Origin of the sequence: Calothrix sp. NIES-2098 (genome assembly GCF_963875125.1) — a bacterium.
GTDB lineage: Bacteria > Cyanobacteriota > Cyanobacteriia > Cyanobacteriales > Nostocaceae > Aulosira.
The window spans coordinates 355001-376987 of record NZ_CAWNKJ010000001.1; the positions used below are offsets into that span (position 1 = coordinate 355001).

General features: G+C 42.8%; 11 protein-coding genes, 1 rRNA gene and 3 pseudogenes (1 of these 15 running past the window's edge). 4 read left to right on the forward strand and 11 right to left on the reverse strand.

Features of this window, described 5'->3' with window-relative positions; translation table 11 throughout:
- Positions 1–1082, reverse strand: a 16S ribosomal RNA gene (locus tag AACU33_RS01350); it reaches 405 nt to the left of the window's first position.
- Between the two features lie 402 nt (positions 1083–1484).
- Between AACU33_RS01350 and AACU33_RS01355 the strand changes: the two are divergent.
- A pseudogene (locus AACU33_RS01355) lies at positions 1485–2247 on the forward strand (IS5 family transposase).
- A 78-nt stretch (positions 2248–2325) separates the two neighbouring features.
- On the opposite strand, the pseudogene AACU33_RS01360 reads toward AACU33_RS01355, so the two are convergent.
- Positions 2326–2487: pseudogene (locus tag AACU33_RS01360) on the reverse strand (IS701 family transposase); the annotation flags it as partial.
- Between AACU33_RS01360 and AACU33_RS01365 the strand changes: the two are divergent.
- Positions 2473–2805, forward strand: coding sequence for an ISAs1 family transposase (locus tag AACU33_RS01365; RefSeq protein WP_339376486.1), 333 nt, complete (start codon positions 2473–2475; stop codon positions 2803–2805). The pseudogene AACU33_RS01360 and the gene AACU33_RS01365 overlap by 15 nt on opposite strands.
- Here the strand turns inward: AACU33_RS01365 and AACU33_RS01370 are convergent.
- From AACU33_RS01370 to AACU33_RS01390, 5 genes and pseudogenes are all read right to left on the reverse strand, one after another.
- Positions 2801–3139, reverse strand: a pseudogene (locus tag AACU33_RS01370) (IS5 family transposase); the annotation flags it as partial. The gene AACU33_RS01365 and the pseudogene AACU33_RS01370 sit on opposite strands and share 5 nt — an antisense overlap.
- Before the next feature lie 92 nt (positions 3140–3231).
- The gene (locus tag AACU33_RS01375; protein WP_096586695.1) at positions 3232–3678 is read right to left on the reverse strand and encodes a tellurite resistance TerB family protein; all 447 of its coding nucleotides are present in this window, start codon (positions 3676–3678) and stop codon (positions 3232–3234) included.
- Between the two features lie 173 nt (positions 3679–3851).
- Positions 3852–3989, reverse strand: coding sequence for a hypothetical protein (locus AACU33_RS01380; protein WP_166507518.1), 138 nt, complete (start codon positions 3987–3989; stop codon positions 3852–3854).
- A gap of 697 nt (positions 3990–4686) precedes the next feature.
- Positions 4687–5607, reverse strand: coding sequence for a histone deacetylase family protein (locus AACU33_RS01385; RefSeq protein ID WP_096586696.1), 921 nt, complete (start codon positions 5605–5607; stop codon positions 4687–4689).
- A 240-nt stretch (positions 5608–5847) separates the two neighbouring features.
- Positions 5848–6342 carry a hypothetical protein gene (locus tag AACU33_RS01390; protein WP_096586697.1) on the reverse strand — a complete coding sequence of 165 codons (495 nt, stop codon included), beginning with the start codon at positions 6340–6342 and terminating at the stop codon, positions 5848–5850.
- Between the two features lie 166 nt (positions 6343–6508).
- On the opposite strand from AACU33_RS01390, the gene AACU33_RS01395 reads away from it, so the two are divergent.
- On the forward strand, positions 6509–8440 hold the full coding sequence (locus AACU33_RS01395) for a serine/threonine protein kinase (RefSeq protein WP_096586698.1): 1932 nt from the start codon (positions 6509–6511) through the stop codon (positions 8438–8440).
- 385 nt (positions 8441–8825) lie between these two features.
- Complete coding sequence (locus AACU33_RS01400; RefSeq protein ID WP_096586699.1) at positions 8826–10517, forward strand: adenylate/guanylate cyclase domain-containing protein; 1692 nt, start codon at positions 8826–8828, stop codon at positions 10515–10517.
- 134 nt (positions 10518–10651) lie between these two features.
- Here AACU33_RS01400 and AACU33_RS01405 read toward each other — a convergent pair whose 3' ends face one another.
- The 4 genes from AACU33_RS01405 to AACU33_RS01420 form a co-directional block, all read right to left on the reverse strand.
- Positions 10652–13465 (reverse strand): SdrD B-like domain-containing protein, encoded by a 2814-nt coding sequence (locus tag AACU33_RS01405; RefSeq protein WP_096586700.1) that lies wholly within the window; start codon positions 13463–13465, stop codon positions 10652–10654.
- A 144-nt stretch (positions 13466–13609) separates the two neighbouring features.
- Positions 13610–16048 (reverse strand): OmpA family protein, encoded by a 2439-nt coding sequence (locus tag AACU33_RS01410; RefSeq protein ID WP_339375693.1) that lies wholly within the window; start codon positions 16046–16048, stop codon positions 13610–13612.
- A gap of 37 nt (positions 16049–16085) precedes the next feature.
- A complete protein-coding gene (locus AACU33_RS01415) occupies positions 16086–19829 on the reverse strand; it encodes a hypothetical protein (protein ID WP_339375694.1) in 3744 nt (1247 codons plus the stop codon).
- Positions 19826–20752, reverse strand: a complete 927-nt coding sequence (locus AACU33_RS01420) for a DUF11 domain-containing protein (protein ID WP_096586701.1) — start codon at positions 20750–20752, stop codon at positions 19826–19828. The genes AACU33_RS01415 and AACU33_RS01420 overlap by 4 nt, the downstream gene beginning before the upstream one ends.
- Positions 20753–21987: the final 1235 nt, after the last annotated feature.

Genomic DNA, 21987 nt, shown 5'->3' on the forward strand with positions numbered 1-21987 from the left:
TAATGCTGGCAACTAAAAACGAGGGTTGCGCTCGTTGCGGGACTTAACCCAACATCTCACGACACGAGCTGACGACAGCCATGCACCACCTGTGTTCGCGCTCCCGAAGGCACTCCTACCTTTCAGCAGGATTCGCGACATGTCAAGTCTTGGTAAGGTTCTTCGCGTTGCATCGAATTAAACCACATACTCCACCGCTTGTGCGGGCCCCCGTCAATTCCTTTGAGTTTCACACTTGCGTGCGTACTCCCCAGGCGGGATACTTAACGCGTTAGCTCCGGCACGGCTCGGGTCGATACAAGCCACGCCTAGTATCCATCGTTTACGGCTAGGACTACTGGGGTATCTAATCCCATTCGCTCCCCTAGCTTTCGTCCCTCAGTGTCAGTTGCGGCCTAGCAGAGCGCTTTCGCCACCGGTGTTCTTCCTGATCTCTACGCATTTCACCGCTACACCAGGAATTCCCTCTGCCCCGAACGCACTCTAGCCATGTAGTTTCCACTGCTCTTATGAGGTTGAGCCTCACTCTTTAACAGCAGACTTACATAGCCACCTGCGGACGCTTTACGCCCAATCATTCCGGATAACGCTTGCATCCTCCGTATTACCGCGGCTGCTGGCACGGAGTTAGCCGATGCTTATTCCTCAAGTACCGTCATTTTGTTCTTCCTTGAGAAAAGAGGTTTACAACCCAAGAGCCTTCCTCCCTCACGCGGTATTGCTCCGTCAGGCTTTCGCCCATTGCGGAAAATTCCCCACTGCTGCCTCCCGTAGGAGTCTGGGCCGTGTCTCAGTCCCAGTGTGGCTGATCATCCTCTCAGACCAGCTACTGATCGTCGCCTAGGTGCGCTCTTACCACACCTACTAGCTAATCAGACGCGAGCTCATCTCTAGGCAATTAATCTTTCACCTCTCGGCACATCCGGTATTAGCCACCGTTTCCAGTGGTTGTCCCCGACCTAGAGCCAGATTCTCACGCGTTACTCACCCGTCCGCCACTGTGTCCGAAGACACCGTTCGACTTGCATGTGTTAAGCATACCGCCAGCGTTCATCCTGAGCCAGGATCAAACTCTCCATTTTGTGATTTGAGTTTTTCTTTCCGAATTGCTTCTCTCGCTTTCGGAAATCCTGTACATTTTTTTGTTGAAGATCTTTGAGCCTTGCCCAAAAATCTTTTGACGAGGATTGGTTTACTTTTAAGCTTTCAAAGTATTTGTTTTTCTCGGTTCGGTTGCTGCGGCGTTTTTGCCTCGCCCTCAGCACTTATCTAATCTAACAACCTCACAAGGTTTCGTCAACCCCCTCTCTACAACTTTTTTTAATTGGCCGGAAAGGCAAATTATAGAGGCTGCTTTAATCGCTGTGCAGCATGGGTTTGAGCAATTTACGCCTAATGTGAATTAGGGCGTGTCATCAAATAGGTGTCAATCTAATTTAGAATTGATAGCCGAGCGCGAGTTGAGTAATGGGAGGAGTGCTAAAATGACGCGCCGCTATGCCTTGCGGGATGACCAGTGGGAACGCATCAAAGACTTACTACCAGGGCGAAAACAGACTGTCGGAGTGACGGCTAAAAATAATCGATTGTTTGTCGAAGCCGTACTGTATCGCTACCGAGCAGGTATTCCGTGGCGAGACTTACCCGAACGGTTTGGGGATTTTCGAGTCGTTCATACCCGTTTTAGTCGATGGGCAAAGCGCGGAGTGTGGCAACAGGTGTTTGAAGTGTTAGCCGAGGATGCAGATAACGAATATGCGATGATTGACTCGACCATTGTGCGTGCCCACCAACACAGTGCCGGGGCAAAGGGGGGGATGCGTCTAAAGAAGCCATCGGACGCAGCAAGGGTGGATTGAGTACCAAGATTCATGCTTTGGTGGATGCCTTAGGCAATCCTATCGGCTTTCACTTGACTCCTGGACAAGCATGTGACCTTGATGGAGCCGATATCCTGCTCAACGAGCTTTCTTCCGATACACTGCTTGCGGACAAGGGATACGATGCTGATCAGCGCGTGATTGAGCGACTTGAACAACAGGGCAAAACCGTAGTTATTCCACCCAAACGCAACCGTATTGTTTCTCGTGAGTATGACAAAGACTTATACAAAGCACGACATCTCCCATACGAATTTCTTTGCCCAACTCAAGCAATATCGAGCGATCGCAACACGTTATGATAAGCGGGCAAGGAACTTTCAAAGGCGCAATTTATCTTGCTGCTGCCGTTATCTGGCTTAATTGATGACACGCCCTAGAAAAAACTTTTACCCTAACCCTCTTCTGTCACTTTCCGGAATAAGCAAGTAGTAAATAAGCCAAATCATCCAGAAGCATAACAGGGTTTAAATTGATTCATGGCAGCAATTAAATGATTGAATCCCAGCAATAAATGTGAATTGGGGAAAATACTGAACCAGGGATAAATTAACCAAAATAGTAAAAGTGGTTGGATAATGAGGCGCAAAGTTTGATTGTTGTTGAGCGTCAGGGTTCAAGAAATGGGCAATCTTTTGAAACACTTAGTTACTACCTCAGTAGTCTCAAGATATCTGCTCTTAATTTTGCTCATGCTATTCGTGGACATCGAGATATTGAGAACGGATTGCATTGGATAAAAGATGTTGTGTTTGGCGAAGATACTGCTCCAATTCGTGCATATAATGCTGCTACTAACTGGTCAATTATTCGTACTTTCGTGATTAATCTGCTCCGTGCTAAGGGTTATCGCTCATTGACCAAAGCACTTCGATTTCTGTGCCATGATCTCAATGAGCTTTTTTCTCTTTTGACAATGAATTAGCCCTACCCTTTGCCCCGGCACTGTGTTGGTGGGCACGCACAATGGTCGAGTCAATCATCGCATATTCGTTATCTGCATCCTCGGCTAACACTTCAAACACCTGTTGCCACACTCCGCGCTTTGCCCATCGACTAAAACGGGTATGAACGACTCGAAAATCCCCAAACCGTTCGGGTAAGTCTCGCCACGGAATACCTGCTCGGTAGCGATACAGTACGGCTTCGACAAACAATCGATTATTTTTAGCCGTCACTCCGACAGTCTGTTTTCGCCCTGGTAGTAAGTCTTTGATGCGTTCCCACTGGTCATCCCGCAAGGCATAGCGGCGCGTCATTTTAGCACTCCTCCCATTACTCAACTCGCGCTCGGCTATCAATTCTAAATTAGATTGACACCTATTTGATGACACGCCCTAAGTTAATTAATCTAAGCACGATTCTTGATAACTATTACTTGTACTATTTGTATTGCTACATCCCTGGAAATACTTAAGGCTTGATGTAGATCGTATAAAAAATTTGTTTCTTCTTCTGTAGGAATGCCCTCAGATAGTAATAGATCTGTAGCTACTGCAAATGCTGCTTCACGTAAGTCTGGAGTTAAAGATTCTTTAGCCGTATCAAATAGAATATTGATATCATCTCGCCTCAGCATACCCAGAATTTTTTCAAACAAGCTGTTCATCGGCTCGTTGGTATAGTTTCTAAAAAGCTTTAACCTAGATAAAACTGAGGAGATACAGCGCGCTTCCTCTTCTGACAGATAACCATCTAAAGATGTGGCCGCCAGAGTGATAGCAACAAAAGCTTCTGCTGAACTCAGTTTTACTTGAGCTTGGCTATTTTTACCTAATACCGTGTCTAATGAACCCATTGTAGTTGCTCCATGATTAAGGTCTCAAAGCGATACAACCTATACGTTCCGTAGCTTTCGCGCGAGTCTGCAACGCTGTGAGACTTTCATTGCTTAGTGTTCCCAGGATTCTATGACAGCGAACACATACACTCAATAGGTTTTGGGTGAAAAGTAAAACGCCAAGTTAGAACTTAGCGTTCTCCTGTCTTTTCAATCGTTTCTATTACTGCTAGACCTATACCAGAAGCTGCAATTAGCACTATTGCTGATATCAGATAGGCGTTGGTAAGCATCTGGAGGGCATCATTGAAAAAAATGTAGGTGGTCATTACACTTCACCTCTATAACTCTGTGTTGCTAGTGCTGTTTAATTTCTTCACACCCTAAGTGGTGTATTTCGTTGAGAAATTACTAGCATTTGCATCTTAACAAAACTTTAGCTGTTTAAAAATAGATTGCAAACTTTTTCTTTCTGAAGATTCAATGAATTATCGAGATATTTGTTTAGTGCAATACTGAAAATAATTTAATGTCAAAAATAAGTTTGATTTTAAATAAGTAATTATGCGTAAAATTTTAGGTAGCAATAAATTTATTAAAAATTTAAACCTAATTGATGTGCGAAAGAAGATTTTCCTTATTAGCTATGTTATGGAGGCGAGAAATGAAAAAATAAAATAGATGATTTTTATAGAAAATATTAGTAAATATACTGTTAATACTTGTAATATTTTGCTATTGATATAGATAAAATATAAAATTATTAAGAATTAAGCTTACAAAAGCAAAAGTATTTGCCTGGTAACGACAATCAGGTTTTCAACTGTCACAGCACCGACTGTTGGTAGTTTTCTTAGTTTTGAGCTATAGCTATGTTGCTCTACTGAAATAAAACTTCATAATGTTTTGTTAAGATCCGCAAGTACTGCAATTGTATTTCTGATAAGCATAAGTACTGTTTTGTTACTACTCAAGATTCAGCTTCCAAACTTTTCTAGATCAAACTGGAAGATGAATAAGGAAGTTTTAAATTAAGCAGCGTTCGATTGTGGCGACTACTGATTGAGAAAGTGTCGCTAGATCGTAGCCACCTTCTAAGCCAAAAGTAATCTTTCGGGTTAGTCCTAAACAATAATCCATGAATAGACCATAATCTCCTGGTTGTAAGTTAACGCTTGCTAGTGGATCTGCGGCATTTGCATCATAACCAGCACTAATAATTAGTAAATCTGCTTGGAACTTTTCTAGAAATGGTAGTACTAACTTTTCAAATAGGGGTTGATATACTTTTATATCGCTACCAGGTGGTACAGGTAAATTTAAAACATTATTATGGAAGCCGCGTTCGGAGGCTCTACCAGTACCTGGGTAGCAAGGATACTGATGTAAAGAACAGTAAGCAATTTGCGGCTGAGTTTCTACGATCGCCTGAGTACCATTGCCATGATGTACATCCCAGTCCAAGATGGCTACGCGATTAATTCCAGGTTGCTGTAGCGCATAAAAAGCAGCGATCGCAGCGTTAGAAAATAAACAAAACCCCATTCCAGCATCGCTTTCTGCATGGTGGCCTGGAGGACGAGTTAGCACAAAAGCTGGATTTTCGCTTGTCAAAACTGCATCAACCCCATCCAACCAAGCACTTACTGCCAACAAGGCTACATCATAACTGCGGGGGGAAATTGGTGTATCTCCATCTAAGTAGCCGCCTCCAGTCGCAGCGATTTTTTGAACTTTGTTAATGTAATCTGGAGTATGGGCTTTTCGCAGTACAGGTATTAGTGATGGGTTGTCTGAAACTTTTGTCGGCGATCGCCAAGCAATCTTTTCTGCAAACTTAGCTTCCTTTAAGGCATTGACGATCGCAGTCAAACGTTCTGGTCTTTCTGGGTGGTAGTTTCCAGTTTTATGATCCAGAAACTCATCAGAGTAGATGACAGGTAGCATAGGGCAAGAAAAGTTGGCATCAAGATACTGAATGCCATTGTATCGTTACCAGTATATCTACTCTTTGCCAAACTGATGTGGACTGAAGTCAACAGTTTTTATAGCGTAACTCAATCAAAAGTTGAAGCAGGCGATCGCCAATTGTTACCATAGCTCAACAATTCAGCTTCAGCATCCCTTAAGCTTGCGTCAATCCAAATTGCAGTATAACTGCCTTTACTAGAATTTTTACTGAGTACCCTACTCAGCTAAACTAGCAAAAACTTGCTCAACCAGATCCTTGGTTTTAGCTTCTAAACGCAGCCAATCGACTTCTCCGGTTTCATCAATTAAACTAGTGTCAATTTCAGCAGACTCAGTATTAGGAACATCTGGACTGTAGTTAAGAAAACAGACTTGATAACAAAGATCCCACAAATCGATAGTTACTTGCTGCTCTTGACGCTGCAAACGTAGATGATATCCTGGATGGGGCATCGGCAGACTGGAAAGAGCCTTTCTAATTTCATCTGCTTGTTCTAGTGTTGCAGATTCCATTTCCTGCAAAAGCTGAGTCACAGTTGCTTTGGTTTCATCGCTAGTACTGGCAGGCCAAATCAAGACATCATGATAGCTTCCTGTCCAGGGAGACACATCTAGTTGTTTGCGAATATTATCAACCACGCGGATGAAAGCAGGCTGCATCAGCATTTCAGCCTGCTGCCAAGTGACAGAGTTGTTTATTTTGGGTGGCATTGCTAATCAAAAAAGATATGTAAACAAAAGTTAACAATCTGTGGTTATTAAAAAAATTACATTTTTAATTCAAATCTTTTTTCAAGATAGCGGATTTCATGGAAGAAAATTTGGAGATATTGATTAGCATCTGAAAAATTGGGTGTTAACACTGGGGAGGGAATTTATGATCGGCAAGCTACTAGACCATCGTTACCAAGTAATTAGAGTTCTGGCTACGGGAGGATTTGGCCAAACTTACATTGCACAAGATACTAGGCGGCCAGGAAATCCTATCTGTGTTGTCAAGCATCTCAAACCCACTAGTTCTGATCCCAGAGTTTTTGACACAGCCAAGCGCCTGTTCAATAGTGAGGCTGAAACTTTAGAAATTTTGGGTAAGCACGATCGAATTCCCCGACTTTTGGCTTATTTCGACGAAAATCAAGAATTCTATTTAGTACAAGAATTTATTGAAGGAAATACCCTAAGTGAAGAACTTTTACCTGGTAAGCGCTGGAGTGAAAATCAGGTTGTGCAACTGTTACAAGAAGTTCTGGGCATTTTAGAATTTGTACACAGTCAAGGCGTAATTCACCGCGATATCAAGCCAGATAATATTATTCGTCGCGCTTCTGACAATAAATTTGTTTTAGTAGATTTTGGGGCAGTTAAACAACTACGTACACATTTAGCAGCTTCTGGAACACAACCTACTGCGACAGTAGTTATTGGTACTCCCGGTTATATGCCAACAGAACAAGGACAAGGCAAACCCCGTCCTAATAGCGATATTTATTCTTTAGGTATAATTGCTATTCAAGCTATCACAGGAGTAGCAGCAACAGCATTGCAAGAAGATGCAAATACAGGTGAACTTCTTTGGCAGCATTTGGTAACTGTGAATTCTAAGTTGGCAGCAGTTTTGAGCAAAATGGTGCGTTATCACTTTAAAGACCGCTACCAAAATGCTACAGAAGCACTGCAAGCTTGTAGAGAGTTGATGACTCCTGTTGCTGTAACCTCAAAGCTAGAAGAATTCCGCCAAAATTCTAGCGTCCAGCAAAATAAAACTCATACTCAAGTATCTCGTCAGCGAACTGTTGCAGTTGCACCAGCAAATAAAGCGGTTGCTAAACCCGTGCGTCAAGACTCTAACAAGCCCGATCCATTACCTTTGATAGTAGGGCTTTTATTGGCAGGTGGTGCTGCGGCTTTGGTGACTAATTTCTATCCCAGCGTGAAGAATTTAGCTGCTAATTTAACAGGTAATGATAATAGTTTAAGCAACAAGTGTTTAGCTGTTGTGGTGGGCAATTCTAATATTCGTTCTGAACCTAGCGCAATCAATTCTGATACTGTAGTGAAAGTAGTAAGTAATAATAGTCAATTTGAAGTGACTGGTAAACGTACAAAACGGGGTTGGGTAGAAGTGAAACTTAACTCTGGAAGTTTGGCTTGGGCGCACTCGGATGTAATAGCAAATAACGAACAATGGATTTCTTGTTTGCGAGATAGAGGTACTGCAATTAGAACAGTAGATGATAATTCTTTAATTGCTAGCCGACCAGGATCGAAAGCAAAACCTAAATCTAGCAAAGTAGCAACTTTATCACCCAATCAATCAGAAGCATTCCGTTCAGAGCCATTTACTTCAGATGCAGAAAAATCAGAGCGATCGCCATCTGCGGATAACAGCGCTCAAGTTGTGGAAGAAGCCAAGAAAAAGTATGAGTCAGGAGATTTAGCAGGAGCGATCGCACTGTTAAGATCTGTACCTAAAACAGCTTCTTCTAGTTTTAAAGAAGCTACGGCAATGATGGCTCAATGGCAGCAAGATTGGGCTAAGGCAGATGCTTTATTTAATGACATTAATACGGCAATCGCACAAGGTCAGTGGGATAAAGTTTTAGACTATCAAAAACATCCTGAAAAGTTGCCTAATATTAAATATTGGCAAGATAAATTAGAACCATTATTTAAACAAGCTGCTGAAAATTTAGCTAAACAGGGATTATCACAAATTGAGAAATATGGTAAGGAGCATCTACACAATCAAGAGAAACCAAGTATTAAAGATAAATTAGTTCCTCAAAAGAAAGATAACGAAAATTTTTAAGGTTGTGCTATGAATTTTTAATTAGATGTTTCTTAAATTAGAGTTTATCTCTGCCAAATAAGGAATAATGACTTAAAAGATTGATAGTTTATATGTAATTAATGTTGACAATTAGTAGTCATTACTTTAGTACTAAAACATCGAAGGCTAAAGCGCTAAGTAAGAATTTATTTCCTCTTAAGAAATTAATAAAATAGACTATTCTGTGAATTCATTGTGAACTTGCGTAATTCACCCCTAAATTTCTGAGATTTTGAAAGAGGTAGATAATTTAATCCGAAATCTCGACGGAACGTAGTGAATTTTATACTATTGATGGTTGTGGGGTGCCTACTGTGATTCAGCAAAGCAATTTTCAAGATAAGTGGAAATGTGAGGGTGGAAAATGCCATATTTAATCTACGCTCCTAACACTCCTCAAGAGAAACATCATCTGTTAAAGTTTGGAATTAACACCATAGGACGCAGCGGTGATAATACTATTACGATCGCCGATGAGAGCCTATCTCGTTACCATGCAGAAATTACAATTGCTGAGAATCGGATTATTATTAAGGATCTGCAAAGTCTCAATCACACTTTCGTCAATCAGGCAAAAATCGATCGATATGAACTGAAGGATGGTGATTTAATTTATTGTGGAAATGTAGAGTTAAAATTTGTTGACAAAATTAACGCTACGCCCATACCTTCTACAGCTAATTTACAACCAGTATCTATCAACGAACAAGACGAGCAAATATCTATCCCTGAGACAATTGTCAAACAGTTTTCTACTGAGCAAAGCCGTTTTAAGATGCAGGACTTACTCGATTCTCCAGGTAGAGGAGATTCATTACTGCGGCTTTCCCATCGAGGTAGCAATCAGCGGACAGTAGATAAATTGAAAATTTTGTTAGATGTGAGCAAACAGCTGTCTTCTCCAGAGGAGCCTGACCGACTGTTAGAGAAAATTCTCGATTTACTATTTGAGATTATCAATATAGACAGAGCAGTAATATTGCTGGTTAACGAAACCACAAAGCAGCTAGAACATAAAGCTGTAAAGTTACGCTCAGGAGTTTCCAACGAAAATCAATTTTATAGTAAAAATATTACAAACTACGTATACAAAAATGGTAATGCCATTTTAACTACTGATGCTTGTCACGATCAGCGGTTTAATGATTCAGAGTCAGTTTTTGTACAAACTATTCGTGCTTCAATGTGCATTCCTCTCAAACCGAGGGAGGAAGTAATTGGGGTATTGTACGTTGATAATTTGTCTTTATCAGATGTCTACTCTGACGAAGATGTAGAATTTTTGAGTGCTTTAGCTAACCAGGCTGCGATCGCGATTGATAACGCCAATCTCTACAAAAAAATCGAAGCTGAAGCAGTTATGCGTAATAAGCTAGAGCGATTCTTTCCGGAAGCAGTTAGGAAAAAGCTAAAGGAAGAAGCCAACTTAGGGATTGTCGAGACAGAAGTAACAGCGCTGTTTGCTGATATTACTAATTTCACAAAAATGTCTTCTACAATGCAGCCACGTCAAGTAATTGCGATGCTGAATGAATACTTTGAGGTCATGGTAGAAGAGATTGTCTTTCGCTATGAAGGCACTTTAGAAAAATATATTGGCGATGCCTTATTTGCTATTTGGGGCGCTCCGTATCGCAAAGCTGACGATCCAGAACGAGCCATACAAGCCGCCATTGATATGCAATGGGCAGTATTACGGCTGAATCAACAGTGGGTGCAGCAGGGTAAGCAGCCGATTCAAATCCACATTGGGCTGAATACGGGAAAAGTAGCAGCAGGCAACATCGGTTCCGATAAACTGATTCAGTACGCTACTATTGGCGATACAACAAATGTCACAAGTAGAATCTGTAACGTTGCTCAAGCTGGAGAGATAGTGATATCTCAAGCAACTTTTGATCGGTTGAAAGCCATGAATTTGCCTTTTGAAAAAATGCCCCTGGTTCAAGTTAAAGGTCAAGATCAGCCTTTACAACTTTATCGGCTGCTCTGGAATTTATTGCCATCTAGGTATTCTCAAGTTGCAGGAATTGTCAATCTACCCGTGTCGAAGTAGTTCAGCTTTTGTAGTCGGGTGAGGTTAATTCTTCCTAATTGAAATTAGGCGATCGCAAAATTGAGAAACCCGACTTATTGCCAAATTCGGGTTTCTACTCAGAAATTTCCCAAACAGTAATTTTTGGAAAATTTCTAATTGATTCTGACGCGGAAGCTAACCAACCCAGATTGACCGTTGGGAACATTACCTAGTCTGACAATTACTGTCCCGTTGGGATTGTTGCGATTTTCACAAACATTACTTTCAGGAACTGATTCTAAAGGTGTCAAAGGAGAGAAAAATCTGCCTGCATCTGCACCTGCACCGCCGCCATTTACGGTAATACTGTTAGGTACATAAGTTGTTCCTGTAGGAATTAAGTCACAAAAATTGAGATTCTCTAGTAATTGTCCGGCGCGGAAATAAACTGTGTACTCTATTTCATCACCGCTTTCCACTGGTGTTTGAAGCTCATATTGTCCTACAGGCGCAGGTCTGAGGACATTATCATTTTGGTCATTGGGGTCATCAACAAAGGTATTGTACGGGATGCGCTGACCATTTGTTCTGGCGATCGCTGTAATTCGTTTGACTAACTGCAAACCTGCATTACTGGGATTCCCAGCCGCTAAACCAAAGTCAACATTTACAATATCTTGATTGTCGGGAGTGACATTTGCTGAGGCGGAGGTTGCAGTTGTGGGTGTGAAGTTCTGGGGTGAGGTAAGGTCTACGGTGTAATTACCTGCTGGCACGCTGGTAAAAATATAGTTGCCATTATTATTGGTAGTTGTAGTATCAACTATCTGACCGTTGGCATTTCTCAGAGTTAAGTTGACATTGGGAATTCCAGTTTCGCCTGAGTCTTGTCTACCGTTTTTATTTGTATCGTTGAATACTGTATCCCCAATAGAACCACCAGGCGGTCGCCGCAACCCAAAATCAACGTTAGTTAGCGATTGACCTGGTTGCAGATTGACATTGACTTGAGAATTACCAGTGGTAATTTGGGGCAAGTTGAAGGGAGGAGCGATCGCAACTCTGTAGTTACTCGGCGGTAGATTGGTAAAATTATAGATACCGTTGCCATTGGTGGTAGTTGTTTGGGTGGTATCGTCAGGAGTGCCTAAGATGCCATCATTTCCAGGAAGAGTTAGGGTAATTGGAACGTTGGGAACGCCGGATTCGCCTGTGTCTTGGATACCATTACCATTTATATCGTTAAATACTGTATCGCCAATGGAACCGCGATCGCCACTAAATGCGTTAGGACTAAAACCAAAGTCAGCACTATCTAATTTTTGACTAGGTAAGAGGTTGATATTGAAGGGGTTAATACCTGTAGTTAGATTATTACCTTGAGGCGGAGTGGCCCTGACTTGATAATTACCTGGTGCTAATCCAGGAAAGCTATATTTACCATTACTATCGGTGGTCGCAGTTCTTGTAGTCCCATTTGGCAGTGTTAATGTAACAGTGACGTTCGCAATGCCTGGTTCGCCACTATCTTGTGTACCATTAGCGTTGGTATCAGCAAATACTGTATCGCCAATCGACCCATCAGTAGGCGGACGGAAACCAAAATCAACGGTATCAATATTTTGATTAGCAGCGAGGCTAACAGGATTGGGTTGTACAAGAGTGGGGGTAAAACCAACAGGTGGATTGGTGATAGCTACCGTGTAATTACCAGGCGGGAGATTAATAAATCTGTAGATACCATTGGCATCAGTTTTTGTAGTGGCAATTACATTACCGTTGGTATCCCTCAGTACAAGATTGAGGTTAGCAATTCCTGCTTCTCCCGGTTCTGCAACATTATTACCGTTAGTATCGCTAAATACAAAATCGCCAATTGAACCTGTACCTTGTGCTGGTTGAGTAAAACCAAAATCAGCTCGATCGAAATTCTGTCCCCCGCCTAAGCTAATAGGATTGGGCTGGGTAAGAGTAGGTGTAAAGCCACTAGGTGGTTGGGAAACAGCAACTGTATATTGACCCTGAACTAAATTCGGAAAGCTGTATCTACCATTACTATCGGTAGTTGTTGTGCCAATTACGTTACCGTTTTGATCTCTAAGATTTAGTTGAACGCCAGCAATTCCTGGTTCACCTGGATCTTGACGATTGTTAGCATTGGTATCGTTAAAGACAGTATCACCTATAGAGCCTGGTGCGGCGCAGATACTAAGTTTAGCCAAACCTATAGTCTCATCTTGCCCAGGCGAACCGAATTCTTGTCCTGGTTCATAGACTATTCGGATTTGACTAACAGCACCTGATGGTGCGATCGTCACGTTGCTAAATGATTCAAAGACTTGGGCATTTTCGACAATCCCCTCTGCAACAACGTTGTCACTGTTGTTAGTAACTCTCACATTATTTGGGCTGACTGCGGTGCCAGTTAAAGGTACACTTGCATTTCCATTAAATGCTCTCACCGTAATTCTATCTTGATAGATTCTCCCAACATCTCGCACACCATTTCGGTCAACGTCCATAAAAGTTAGAGGACTTGTCAAAATGACTGGTTGAGAAAAGGTGATAATCAGTGTGGAATTACCTTGTGCAGGGTTTTTGCCTAAACCAATATTCCAGCGCAGCTTTGAGCCGAGGAGATTTCCATATTCTTCTAGGGGTGTGTCAATTCTTGTAACTTGATTTTCTGGGATTGCACCAAAATTTTCGGTGTCAGTGACTGTTCCCAAAGGCCCAGGATTATCAACGAACTGAAAGGTAGCCTTAACTCCACCAGCTACCAGGTTTTGCGCTAAAAATCCTGCCAGATTAGTGGTAGGACTCCACTCAAAAGTTGCTGGTTGTACACCATTAGGACAGGTATTTGCTTGTGCTAATACCTTTTTACTGGAAAGGCTGCCCACAAGAGGAACTTGAGGAACAGTCAACAGTAGTGTCAGGAATGTACCTCTTATGGGTTTGGCTAAATTTTTCAATAAAGGTTTCATTTCTGGCTTCCTAAACAAGATGGTAGATTTTTGACTTTTAAAGGTAGGTTTTGTAGATTTTGGTTTTGATATAAGGTGCAGAGCAGAAATTTGCAGGAGAAAATCTACTTAGCAGGGGAAATTTGACATTCCTCCACTTCGTTCCTACCTTCTGCCTCTATCTGGTTCTAATTGCAGGTCTTGTTCTTGGCCTTCAATGATGATGTCAATGCCTCTGACATCTTTGTAGATAATTTCAGCACGGCGATCGCGTGCGTAATCTAAGCGGCTACTACCTTCACTAACTCTCTGGCTTTCACCCAAGGAGCGAATCGTCATCCGTTCGGCGGGAATACCCTGCCGTAATAAGTAATTTCTCGTAGCTAAAGCTCTTCTTCTACCCAACGCCAAGTTATAATCGTTACTGGCACGGGGGTCAGTGTGTCCTTGAATTTCGATGACAATCAGCGGGTTCTGCTTTAATACTTCCGCCACACGATCGAGAACGATCGCACTCGCCGGACTAATCAAGGATTTATCTAAAGCAAAGTGTATATTCCGTGGTGCCCGTATCCGTAGAGGAGTAGGTGGTATTAAAGTTGGTGGTTTTGGCGGTGGAGGTGGCGCAGGTCTAGAAGTACATTGAGGAATGGGGTTTTGCTTACTGGCGGGTGGCAGGCTGGGTGTAGTACCTCTCGGGCCGATAAAGGCTGCGATCGCGGGTTCGGATGTGCCGTATTTAGGATCTGTGGCGATCGCGCTGACTATATCCCCTGCCTGCACATTGGTAACTGTGATGCTAAAATTCCCCTTTGCATCTACAGGTGCGCTAGCTAATGGTTGGCTAAGTGCCCCATAACCAGGTTCATAAAGTGCCTGTTTACCTTGCTGGTAATCTCCTAGGCGATAAATTGTCACCTCAGAACCAGGATCGGCTTTACCTTGTAAGGTGACGCTGTTACCGCTAGGCAAAAATTCTCGCGATTTAAATTCTGGGGCATTAATTGCACCGTTACCTGTATCGAGGCGGCGATTGCCAGAATTGCGTTTGGGGTTTGGCCCGTCTCCTCTTTGCCAGTCGCTTACATCTAAATCTCGCTGGGCATTCAGGTCAATACTCAAACCTTCTAATGCCGCAAACGAGTTATTTTGAATAATGTTGCGTTTACTGTCAGGAAAAGCTGTCACCACTACCCCAGGCCCAGTTTGATAGGAGATTTCGTTACCTGTTACCTGATGATCGCTACCCATCAAGTAAACTGCTGCCCGTCGCAAACGTCTGCCATTGTAAGTGATGCGGTTATTGCTGATTTGTACGTCACCTTGGGGTTTGAATAAATACACCCCTGCGCCATCATTGGCACAAATTAAGTTACTTGTAATTTGGGATTTGCTCACGACACCTTCTATCCGCAAGGCATCTGGCATTCCAGCAATCCCATTACCGACAATAATATTTTCTTGAACTAAGGTATTTTCTCCCCGTACTGAGGTAATAATGGCGCTGCCATCATGGTAGTAAATTCGGTTGCGGCGAATTGTTGCGCCTTGAGAGTTGAATACGTAAACCCCGAAAGCTGATGTTTTTTCTGGTACTGCTTCAGTCGTAGTTAGCCCTAACCAGTTGTTTTCGATGACAACATTTTTGGGCGGGACATCCTTTTTATAAAAGGGAAAGTTGCTATTAGGCGGTTGCTGCTGGGTAGTATTGGGAGGTGGTAGACGGTGGGCAATGACAATATCCCCTGGTGGTGTAGTTAAAGTTACAGGTTTGGGGACACCATCGTAAATTAAAATATTCCCTAATTGCTGTTTAATGGCGCTGGCGTTAAATCCGTAAAGGCTTAAACCGCGGATTGTCACGCCATCAGCAACAACTGTTAAACCGCGAAATATTTCTTTGTCAGGTGCAGGTGCGATCGCTACTACTGGAATTGGAATGGCAATTTCTGCTGTGGCGGAAGTTGAAGGGTTATATCCCGGCTGCGTAGCGCCATCTATAACTAATCCGGGGCTGGTGAGATCTGGCAGTTGTGACTGTAAAAGAATAGTGGTTGCGTTTGGAGGTAAATTAAACTCAATCCGCGAACTTCCCCCTATTGCAGGTTGAACTTGCGCCTTTTCTGCACTGCTAAGTTGAGCAACTGATAGCTTACCATTTACCAGTTCGATGGCTTCGCGTAATGTTAACTGGTTATCGGGTTGCACGTTACCATCTTGGTTGCTGTTAACTACTACCCGTAGAGAAGTGGGAAAAGGAAGTTGTGGTGATGGGGTAGGTGTTTGGCTAAGTGCGGCTTCGGAGGATAAGAGGTAGAAGGTTAAGGGAAGAACGAACCGCAGAGGACGCGGAGAACGCACAGAGAAGTCTGAGCGTCGGCTTCCGGCGTACACCGGAGGGGTTGCCGCAGGCATCAGAACTTCGGTGGAAAGAAGAGTTTGAGATAGATTTTGCGTTAGTGCTGAGGTTGTAGTTTGATCGGGTTGAGGGCTAACGCACAATAAATTGTTCTTGAATAAGCTGGATTGTATGTGGTTTTCTTGGTTATCTTTTAGTTTCCGCCAAGGGAAATCTTGTAGCCAACGGACTTTCAAACTGGACATCACTCACTCCTATACACCTTGAACCTGGGCTATGCTGCTACTTCATTGCTTGTGACTGTTTCAGACGGTTAATTAGTTGACTCTGGAATGCCTCTGAACCAGCTGTTTGGGGAATTGCTTTTTTCAGCGAATTAATTAGTTCGGTTTGGGATGAATTGGGCTGTACCTGAGATATGGGTTGTACTTGCGATTCCTGTTCTTGTTTGGGTACGGGTTTTTGTAATCCAAAGCCGCCTAAAAGTTCGTTCAGCTTCAAGCTGATGTTTAGATAAATACCGCCTTCAGAACGGTAGCCAGTAAAATCTCGGTCATCAACGCTGCCAAAGCTGTAGCCTAAACCCACTCGTAAATCGGGGGTTAAATAATACCCAGTTTCTACAGCTACGCCGAATTCGTCGTAGTTGGTGCCGCTATTAGAGGTTTGTCCAATCCAGCGTCCTTCGACTGCTAAATCGGTACGATAACCGAGTCTGTAAGTGGCTCGTAATTGGGCTAAGTTGACATCAGCATCGTAGCGATCGCCATCAAAGAAGGTAACGCCATTCCGCAGGGCATATTTGCCATAAAATTCCCAGCGCCAGTTAGGGGCAAAAATGGCTTCTGCGGAGAAGATATGTCCTGTAGCTGTACTACCTGTTAACTGAGTTTCGGGAATTGAGTCATAGTTTTGTCGCCACTCGTACTTGAGTAAAGCGTTGAATTTATCGTTACTGGGGTCGCGGTAGGCTAAACCGAGTTTTAGGTTGGAGGTGTCGCCTAGTTCTTGAAATCTGACGCCTTCGGCAATTACTCCCACAGTCGAGGGGAGAAAGACATTGGCTTCCCCTGCTTGTTGATAGCGAACTAATGCTGTTAAAGCTGGTGAGATTTTTCCGGCGGCGGCGGCGGAAATTACAAGATTATTGCCTTCATCGCCATCGCGGTATTCAAATCTGGTGCTGGCTTGGAATTGAGGATTATCGGTGTACTCTAGCCCTACGCTATAGACGGAACCAGAAAATAGGCCCAACGAGGAAGCTGTTTGACCAACTGCGTAGTATTGACCAAATTGCGAACCTGCTGCTGTGCCATTAAAAATGTTTTTAAATACGTATTCGTAACCGACATTCACCCGCAATCCTGGTGCCACAGCCCAGCGATGATTCAGTCCAACAGCACCTTGCCCTTGGAGTCCGTTGAATGCGGAGAGGACAGAATAGCGACCAGTCAAACTGGTATCTTCTGATAACTTGCGATCGAGGATGGTGTCTAGGGTGGTGATGGAGTTACCTGGAAGTAAGCTGCTGTCATCGTAGAATTGGTGAGCTAATCGCAGTGTGACTCCGGGATAGGCTTTCCAGTCCAGTCCTAAGGTTGTGCGGTTGGGATAGAGAGGATCGCTACCGCCTAAATTCAGTTCGTTTTGTCCTTGGAATGTTAAAGATTCCGTTAATGGAAATTTGAGCCGAGAAACTAACTGATCGGCACTACCACTAAAGCGATCGCTAATTCTGTCTTCGCGAGAACGATTGACATACTCTAAACTCGTATCCACATTCCCAAATCTTTGTAATATCCCAGCGCGGAAGGTTTTGAGGGTATTATTGACTGTTTCTCCGGGACGTGCTTGGGGTTGGGGATCGAAGAGGTCAAAAAAGCCCAGCACACTATTTAAACCAGCAGCAGCAGTCCCGTAGTTTTCTTCAAAGTCGTAAGCAACATTAAACCTAGTGGTGTCAGTAATTTTGGCGAGAACCGATGCTCCATAGCGTGTTTGTCCGGGTGTAAAGCTGAAGGTGGAGTTGTTGCTGAAGTTGGGTTCTACAGCTCGGTAGTAGGCTTGACCTAATAAACTATCACCTAGTTTGCCAAAGGCCTCCAAGCGGTAAGCAGAACCGTTGAAATCTTGGCCATTGACGAGGGTGCCATTAGAACGAGCGTATTCCCCGACAACCTTACCAACATTGCCAAAAGATAGTAAAAAGTCTGTACCAAACAGTTGAAAATCTTGGCTACCTTGGTCTTCTTGCAGGAAACTTGCACCAACAAAAGATTTGCTTTCTATATCTTGAGAAATGTTGTATTGCAGTCGTCCGCCGTAAAGGCTGGAATCTTGCCCGCCTTCGTTTTGGTAGGTGACAACAATCCGTCTGACTAAGGTAGCTCCAAAAGGATTGAGTTCTGTAGCTAAGATGGGACGACGAAACAGCAGCGTGCCGCGATCGTAGTCAATTTCGTAGTCGGGGCCGCGAAATAACTGTTGACGCTGAATTACTGTACCGGGGCGATTAATTTCTTCTGCTTCTAAATAAACGGTTTCACTTCCCGGAACTAAAAGGCGTTTGGAGAGGAAGTAATTCCCACTTAAACCGTTGGGGACGATCGTATCTCGTTGGAAGCCTTCAATGTTGTTGGCGTACAACCCAGTGATTTGCAAGGGGCCGAAGTTGTAGTTAGCTTTGAAGCCATGCAACTGGCGCGAGGTGGCTGTATACAATTGGGAAGCTCTGGCAAATTCTTCGGTATTGTAGTCTCCCCACATTACATAGTCTGGATCGGCTCCCGGTATTAAGGAACTGCGCTCGAAGCGAGCATAGAAACTATCAATAGAGGGAGTGGTGGCTGTAAATGAGGAACTATCGCCGTAAACCGGATATTGCTGTTCGCAAAACTGAATCCCCCCAAATAAGCGGTTTCTGCCTTCGCAGTCTTGGTTGATGGGGCGTTCGCTATTAAATGCGCCTGTAAATAGCCAATCTCCAACTTTACCTGTGGCGAAGACTGCTGCTGTCAAATCAACTTGCGTTCCCCCTGTCTTTTGGGGGTTGAGAAAGTCGCGGAAACTTCCCCAGTAATCAGTTCCACCAGGCCCGATGCGTAAATTGACTATCCCTGTTGCGAGGGAGGGACGCAGATAAGTGGTGAATTCTACTTGCGTGTAGGCTTCTATGGGTGCTTCGCCAATCTTGTCAAGTAGTGAGGTATCTGTTTGTTGAGGAAATGATAAATCTCCGGGTTTGAGTTGAGGCGATCGCGTTTTGATTTTCTCTACGGCTGCACGAATCTTGACTGGTTGGGGTTTGATATCTGATTGCAGAGTTGCAGTAAATTCTCCACCGATGGCACGTACCTGAAATCCGCCTTGGTCTTTATCTTGGTCTGCGCCGACAAATTTTCCGGCACTGGTGGTTAAAGTTACCATTAAATCGTCAGGCAGCAGTTGACCCTTTTCGTCAGTAATTTGCCCTTGCAGCTTGATAGTAGAGCGTCCATCAGCTTGAACTCGCGGATCGCCTACGGGTGTAATTTCAATTTTTATCTGACTGTTGGCATTCTGCGGCAGACTTGTTGGTATTGCTGGTTGTGTCGGAATAATTTGTGGTTGAGCAACCGGAGAAGCAGAATTTTGCTGAAATTGAGTTGCTGGATCTTGGGGAAATATCGAGCTTGGATCTGTTGTTGCAGGTGTAGTGACTGATGGCAAGGTTTGAGCAATTAACCCATCGACCTCTTTCTGCGTCTCTTCCTTGCCTATTTCTGGTTGAGCAACAGTTTGTGCATCACTTTGATCTGTCTCTGTGGCGGCGTTGCTGGTTGCGGTCGCCTTCATTCCCAAAAAAGAAGGCGCTATCAATGCCAAAAAAGCAAGTAATATAACTTTTTTACCCTTGCTTTGCAAAGCCAAGCGCAATATAGATAACTGTTGCGTTTGTACGCTATCCCTATGTGGGAGAACCAATCTGATTTTGGAAATATTACCCAATTCTCTGCTAAATATCACCCCTAAATTTTGATTCTTCATCGCTTACCCCCTGAAAACGCAGGTGTCACCCCAAAATTGATTCGCGCCAGACTACTCGGTGCTAATTTCACCATGCGTGACTGGCTATTTCTTTCGATGAAGTAATTATTAGGTGCCAGTGCATAGCCTGGTAAGCTAGTCAAGTCCAGCGTTGCTGACCGATAACCTGATATGACATTTGCCAAGGAGAATAATCCATTGGCATCAGTAACAATGCGATTGCCATCATCCATGTAAATTACGGCATTTGGCACTCCAGGTTCGTTTGGTTGCTGTTCGCCATCAAAGTTTTTATCAACGAATACCCGCCCGATGATAGTGCCACAATCCGATACAATTCCCGGTCGAATCCGTAGCAGATGGCTGGATTGATTACTCGTCAATGTACCTGCTTGGGCTTGCGCTAAGTTTCTGCCAGTTCCGCGAATTGCATCTGGCGTCACTTCAACTGCATACACTACATTTAAGGTTTGATTTGGTTGTAATTCTGTTGCCGGATTTAGCGCAATTGTTACTGCCCGATTAGCACTAGCGTTAGCAGTTACAGAAACTGATGTATTTCCAATAGAACCTTTGAGCGATCTAGAAATAAATCGCAACCCTAAAGGCAACCTATCTGTAACTGTGAGATTTCTTGCAGGAGATCTACCAGTATTTCTAATAGCGAGGCGATAAATGACTGTATCACCTGGCTCTGCGGCGGCTCTGTCACCTGTTTTAATAATTTCTAAAGCCGCTTGAGAAGCAGTTAATCTTACCTCATTTGAGCTGCGTCGGGGTAGATTATTTGCACCTGCACCAGCAGTATTTCTGATAACAGATTCTTGAGCAAGGATTGGGATACTTGCAGACGCAAGTACACTCAAAGAAAAAAAAGTACAAAAGAGGCTCTTATGCCTCAACCATGAGAAGGTAGATGTCATTGGAAGGCATCAAGCAACAACAAAGGTTTGGCTGAAATTTAGGAGTTTTTAGTTAAACAAAGTTTATTTTTTTGCAGTTTAAATTTCTTAAAATTGGAATCATGGCGTTACTAAAAACTCCATTTTTCTATAGTTTTCAAATCTTTAGAAACCGGAAAACACGCTCTAAGCTAAACGACATTAAGGCTATCTAGCCTTTCAGAAAACTCTAGTTAATACTAGTCTCTTTACAGAAACTTTAAAAAATCTTTAATTACTTGGTTATTACAGCATCTTATCAGAATGTGTAACTTTTAAAAAATAAATAATAATTTTCTGTCATGCAATTATCCTTGAGTAAATAAAAGTTCAAGGTTCAAAGTTTTTTATTAACAGGGATGATGCTTGTAAGTTTTTTTTATCAACAATTTAAATGCAAAAAGATTGACATGAAATGGATGTATGCAAATTAGAAAACAAAAATGCATACCTCATTCCAAATCTATAAAATAAACCTATACTTGCCGTATATTACCTCTCCAATGGCTGGGAGGGTAATATTGGGCACAGGCTGGCGATCGCTATCGTCTGTAGTCTTCAAACTAAGAAATAAAATCGATATTTCTTCTTGAAGACCAAAGGCTATTTTATTTTTTGGCTAAGGTTTATACCCTGTTAAGCCCATTAGATTACTTTACTACTTCTTTGTCATTAGCTTGTGATTTTTATCAGAAAAACTCTTTACAAATTCAGGTATACATTACGCTGTCATGTTAACAGCTACACTACATATATCGAGATATAGATCTATACATCAAAATACAGAAGTTACTACTAGCTGTCATTACAACTACACCAGTTATAAAACTGTCATATTTTAGGAACACAAGTAAGCACAATAGTGCTTTAAGTAGAGCTAGAATGTGCGAGTTAAATAGCTGCTGTTTATTAGCCAGCTATTTAAGTATTACTAAAGATATAAATATCAGTTTTTTGTAACTTTCGGAAGATAACAACCAAGGGCACATAATGTAAGTCACATTAACCCACAGATTCATCATTGAAAGTAACAGCAACCGAGTCACAAAACCCTAGGACAAATTAATTTAGATAAGGGTAGCAGTTTTTACCCTAGCAAGAACGATTAAAGATAACCATGCTGTGCAACTCAAACTGAAGGAATTTGGTGAGCTAGTGGCAATCTCTCTTTGAGCAGCGTTACCCTGTAAGTAAAGCGACAAAACAACGACAAGTTC

Coding starts and splice junctions, on each gene's coding strand:
- AACU33_RS01375 (WP_096586695.1), bottom strand. CDS start 3,678: ATGGGTTCATTAGACACGGTATTAGGTAAAAATAGCCAAGCTCAAGTA.
- AACU33_RS01380 (WP_166507518.1), bottom strand. CDS start 3,989: ATGACCACCTACATTTTTTTCAATGATGCCCTCCAGATGCTTACCAAC.
- AACU33_RS01385 (WP_096586696.1), bottom strand. CDS start 5,607: ATGCTACCTGTCATCTACTCTGATGAGTTTCTGGATCATAAAACTGGA.
- AACU33_RS01390 (WP_096586697.1), bottom strand. CDS start 6,342: ATGCCACCCAAAATAAACAACTCTGTCACTTGGCAGCAGGCTGAAATG.
- AACU33_RS01395 (WP_096586698.1), top strand. CDS start 6,509: ATGATCGGCAAGCTACTAGACCATCGTTACCAAGTAATTAGAGTTCTG.
- AACU33_RS01400 (WP_096586699.1), top strand. CDS start 8,826: ATGCCATATTTAATCTACGCTCCTAACACTCCTCAAGAGAAACATCAT.
- AACU33_RS01405 (WP_096586700.1), bottom strand. CDS start 13,465: ATGAAACCTTTATTGAAAAATTTAGCCAAACCCATAAGAGGTACATTC.
- AACU33_RS01410 (WP_339375693.1), bottom strand. CDS start 16,048: ATGTCCAGTTTGAAAGTCCGTTGGCTACAAGATTTCCCTTGGCGGAAA.
- AACU33_RS01415 (WP_339375694.1), bottom strand. CDS start 19,829: ATGAAGAATCAAAATTTAGGGGTGATATTTAGCAGAGAATTGGGTAAT.
- AACU33_RS01420 (WP_096586701.1), bottom strand. CDS start 20,752: ATGACATCTACCTTCTCATGGTTGAGGCATAAGAGCCTCTTTTGTACT.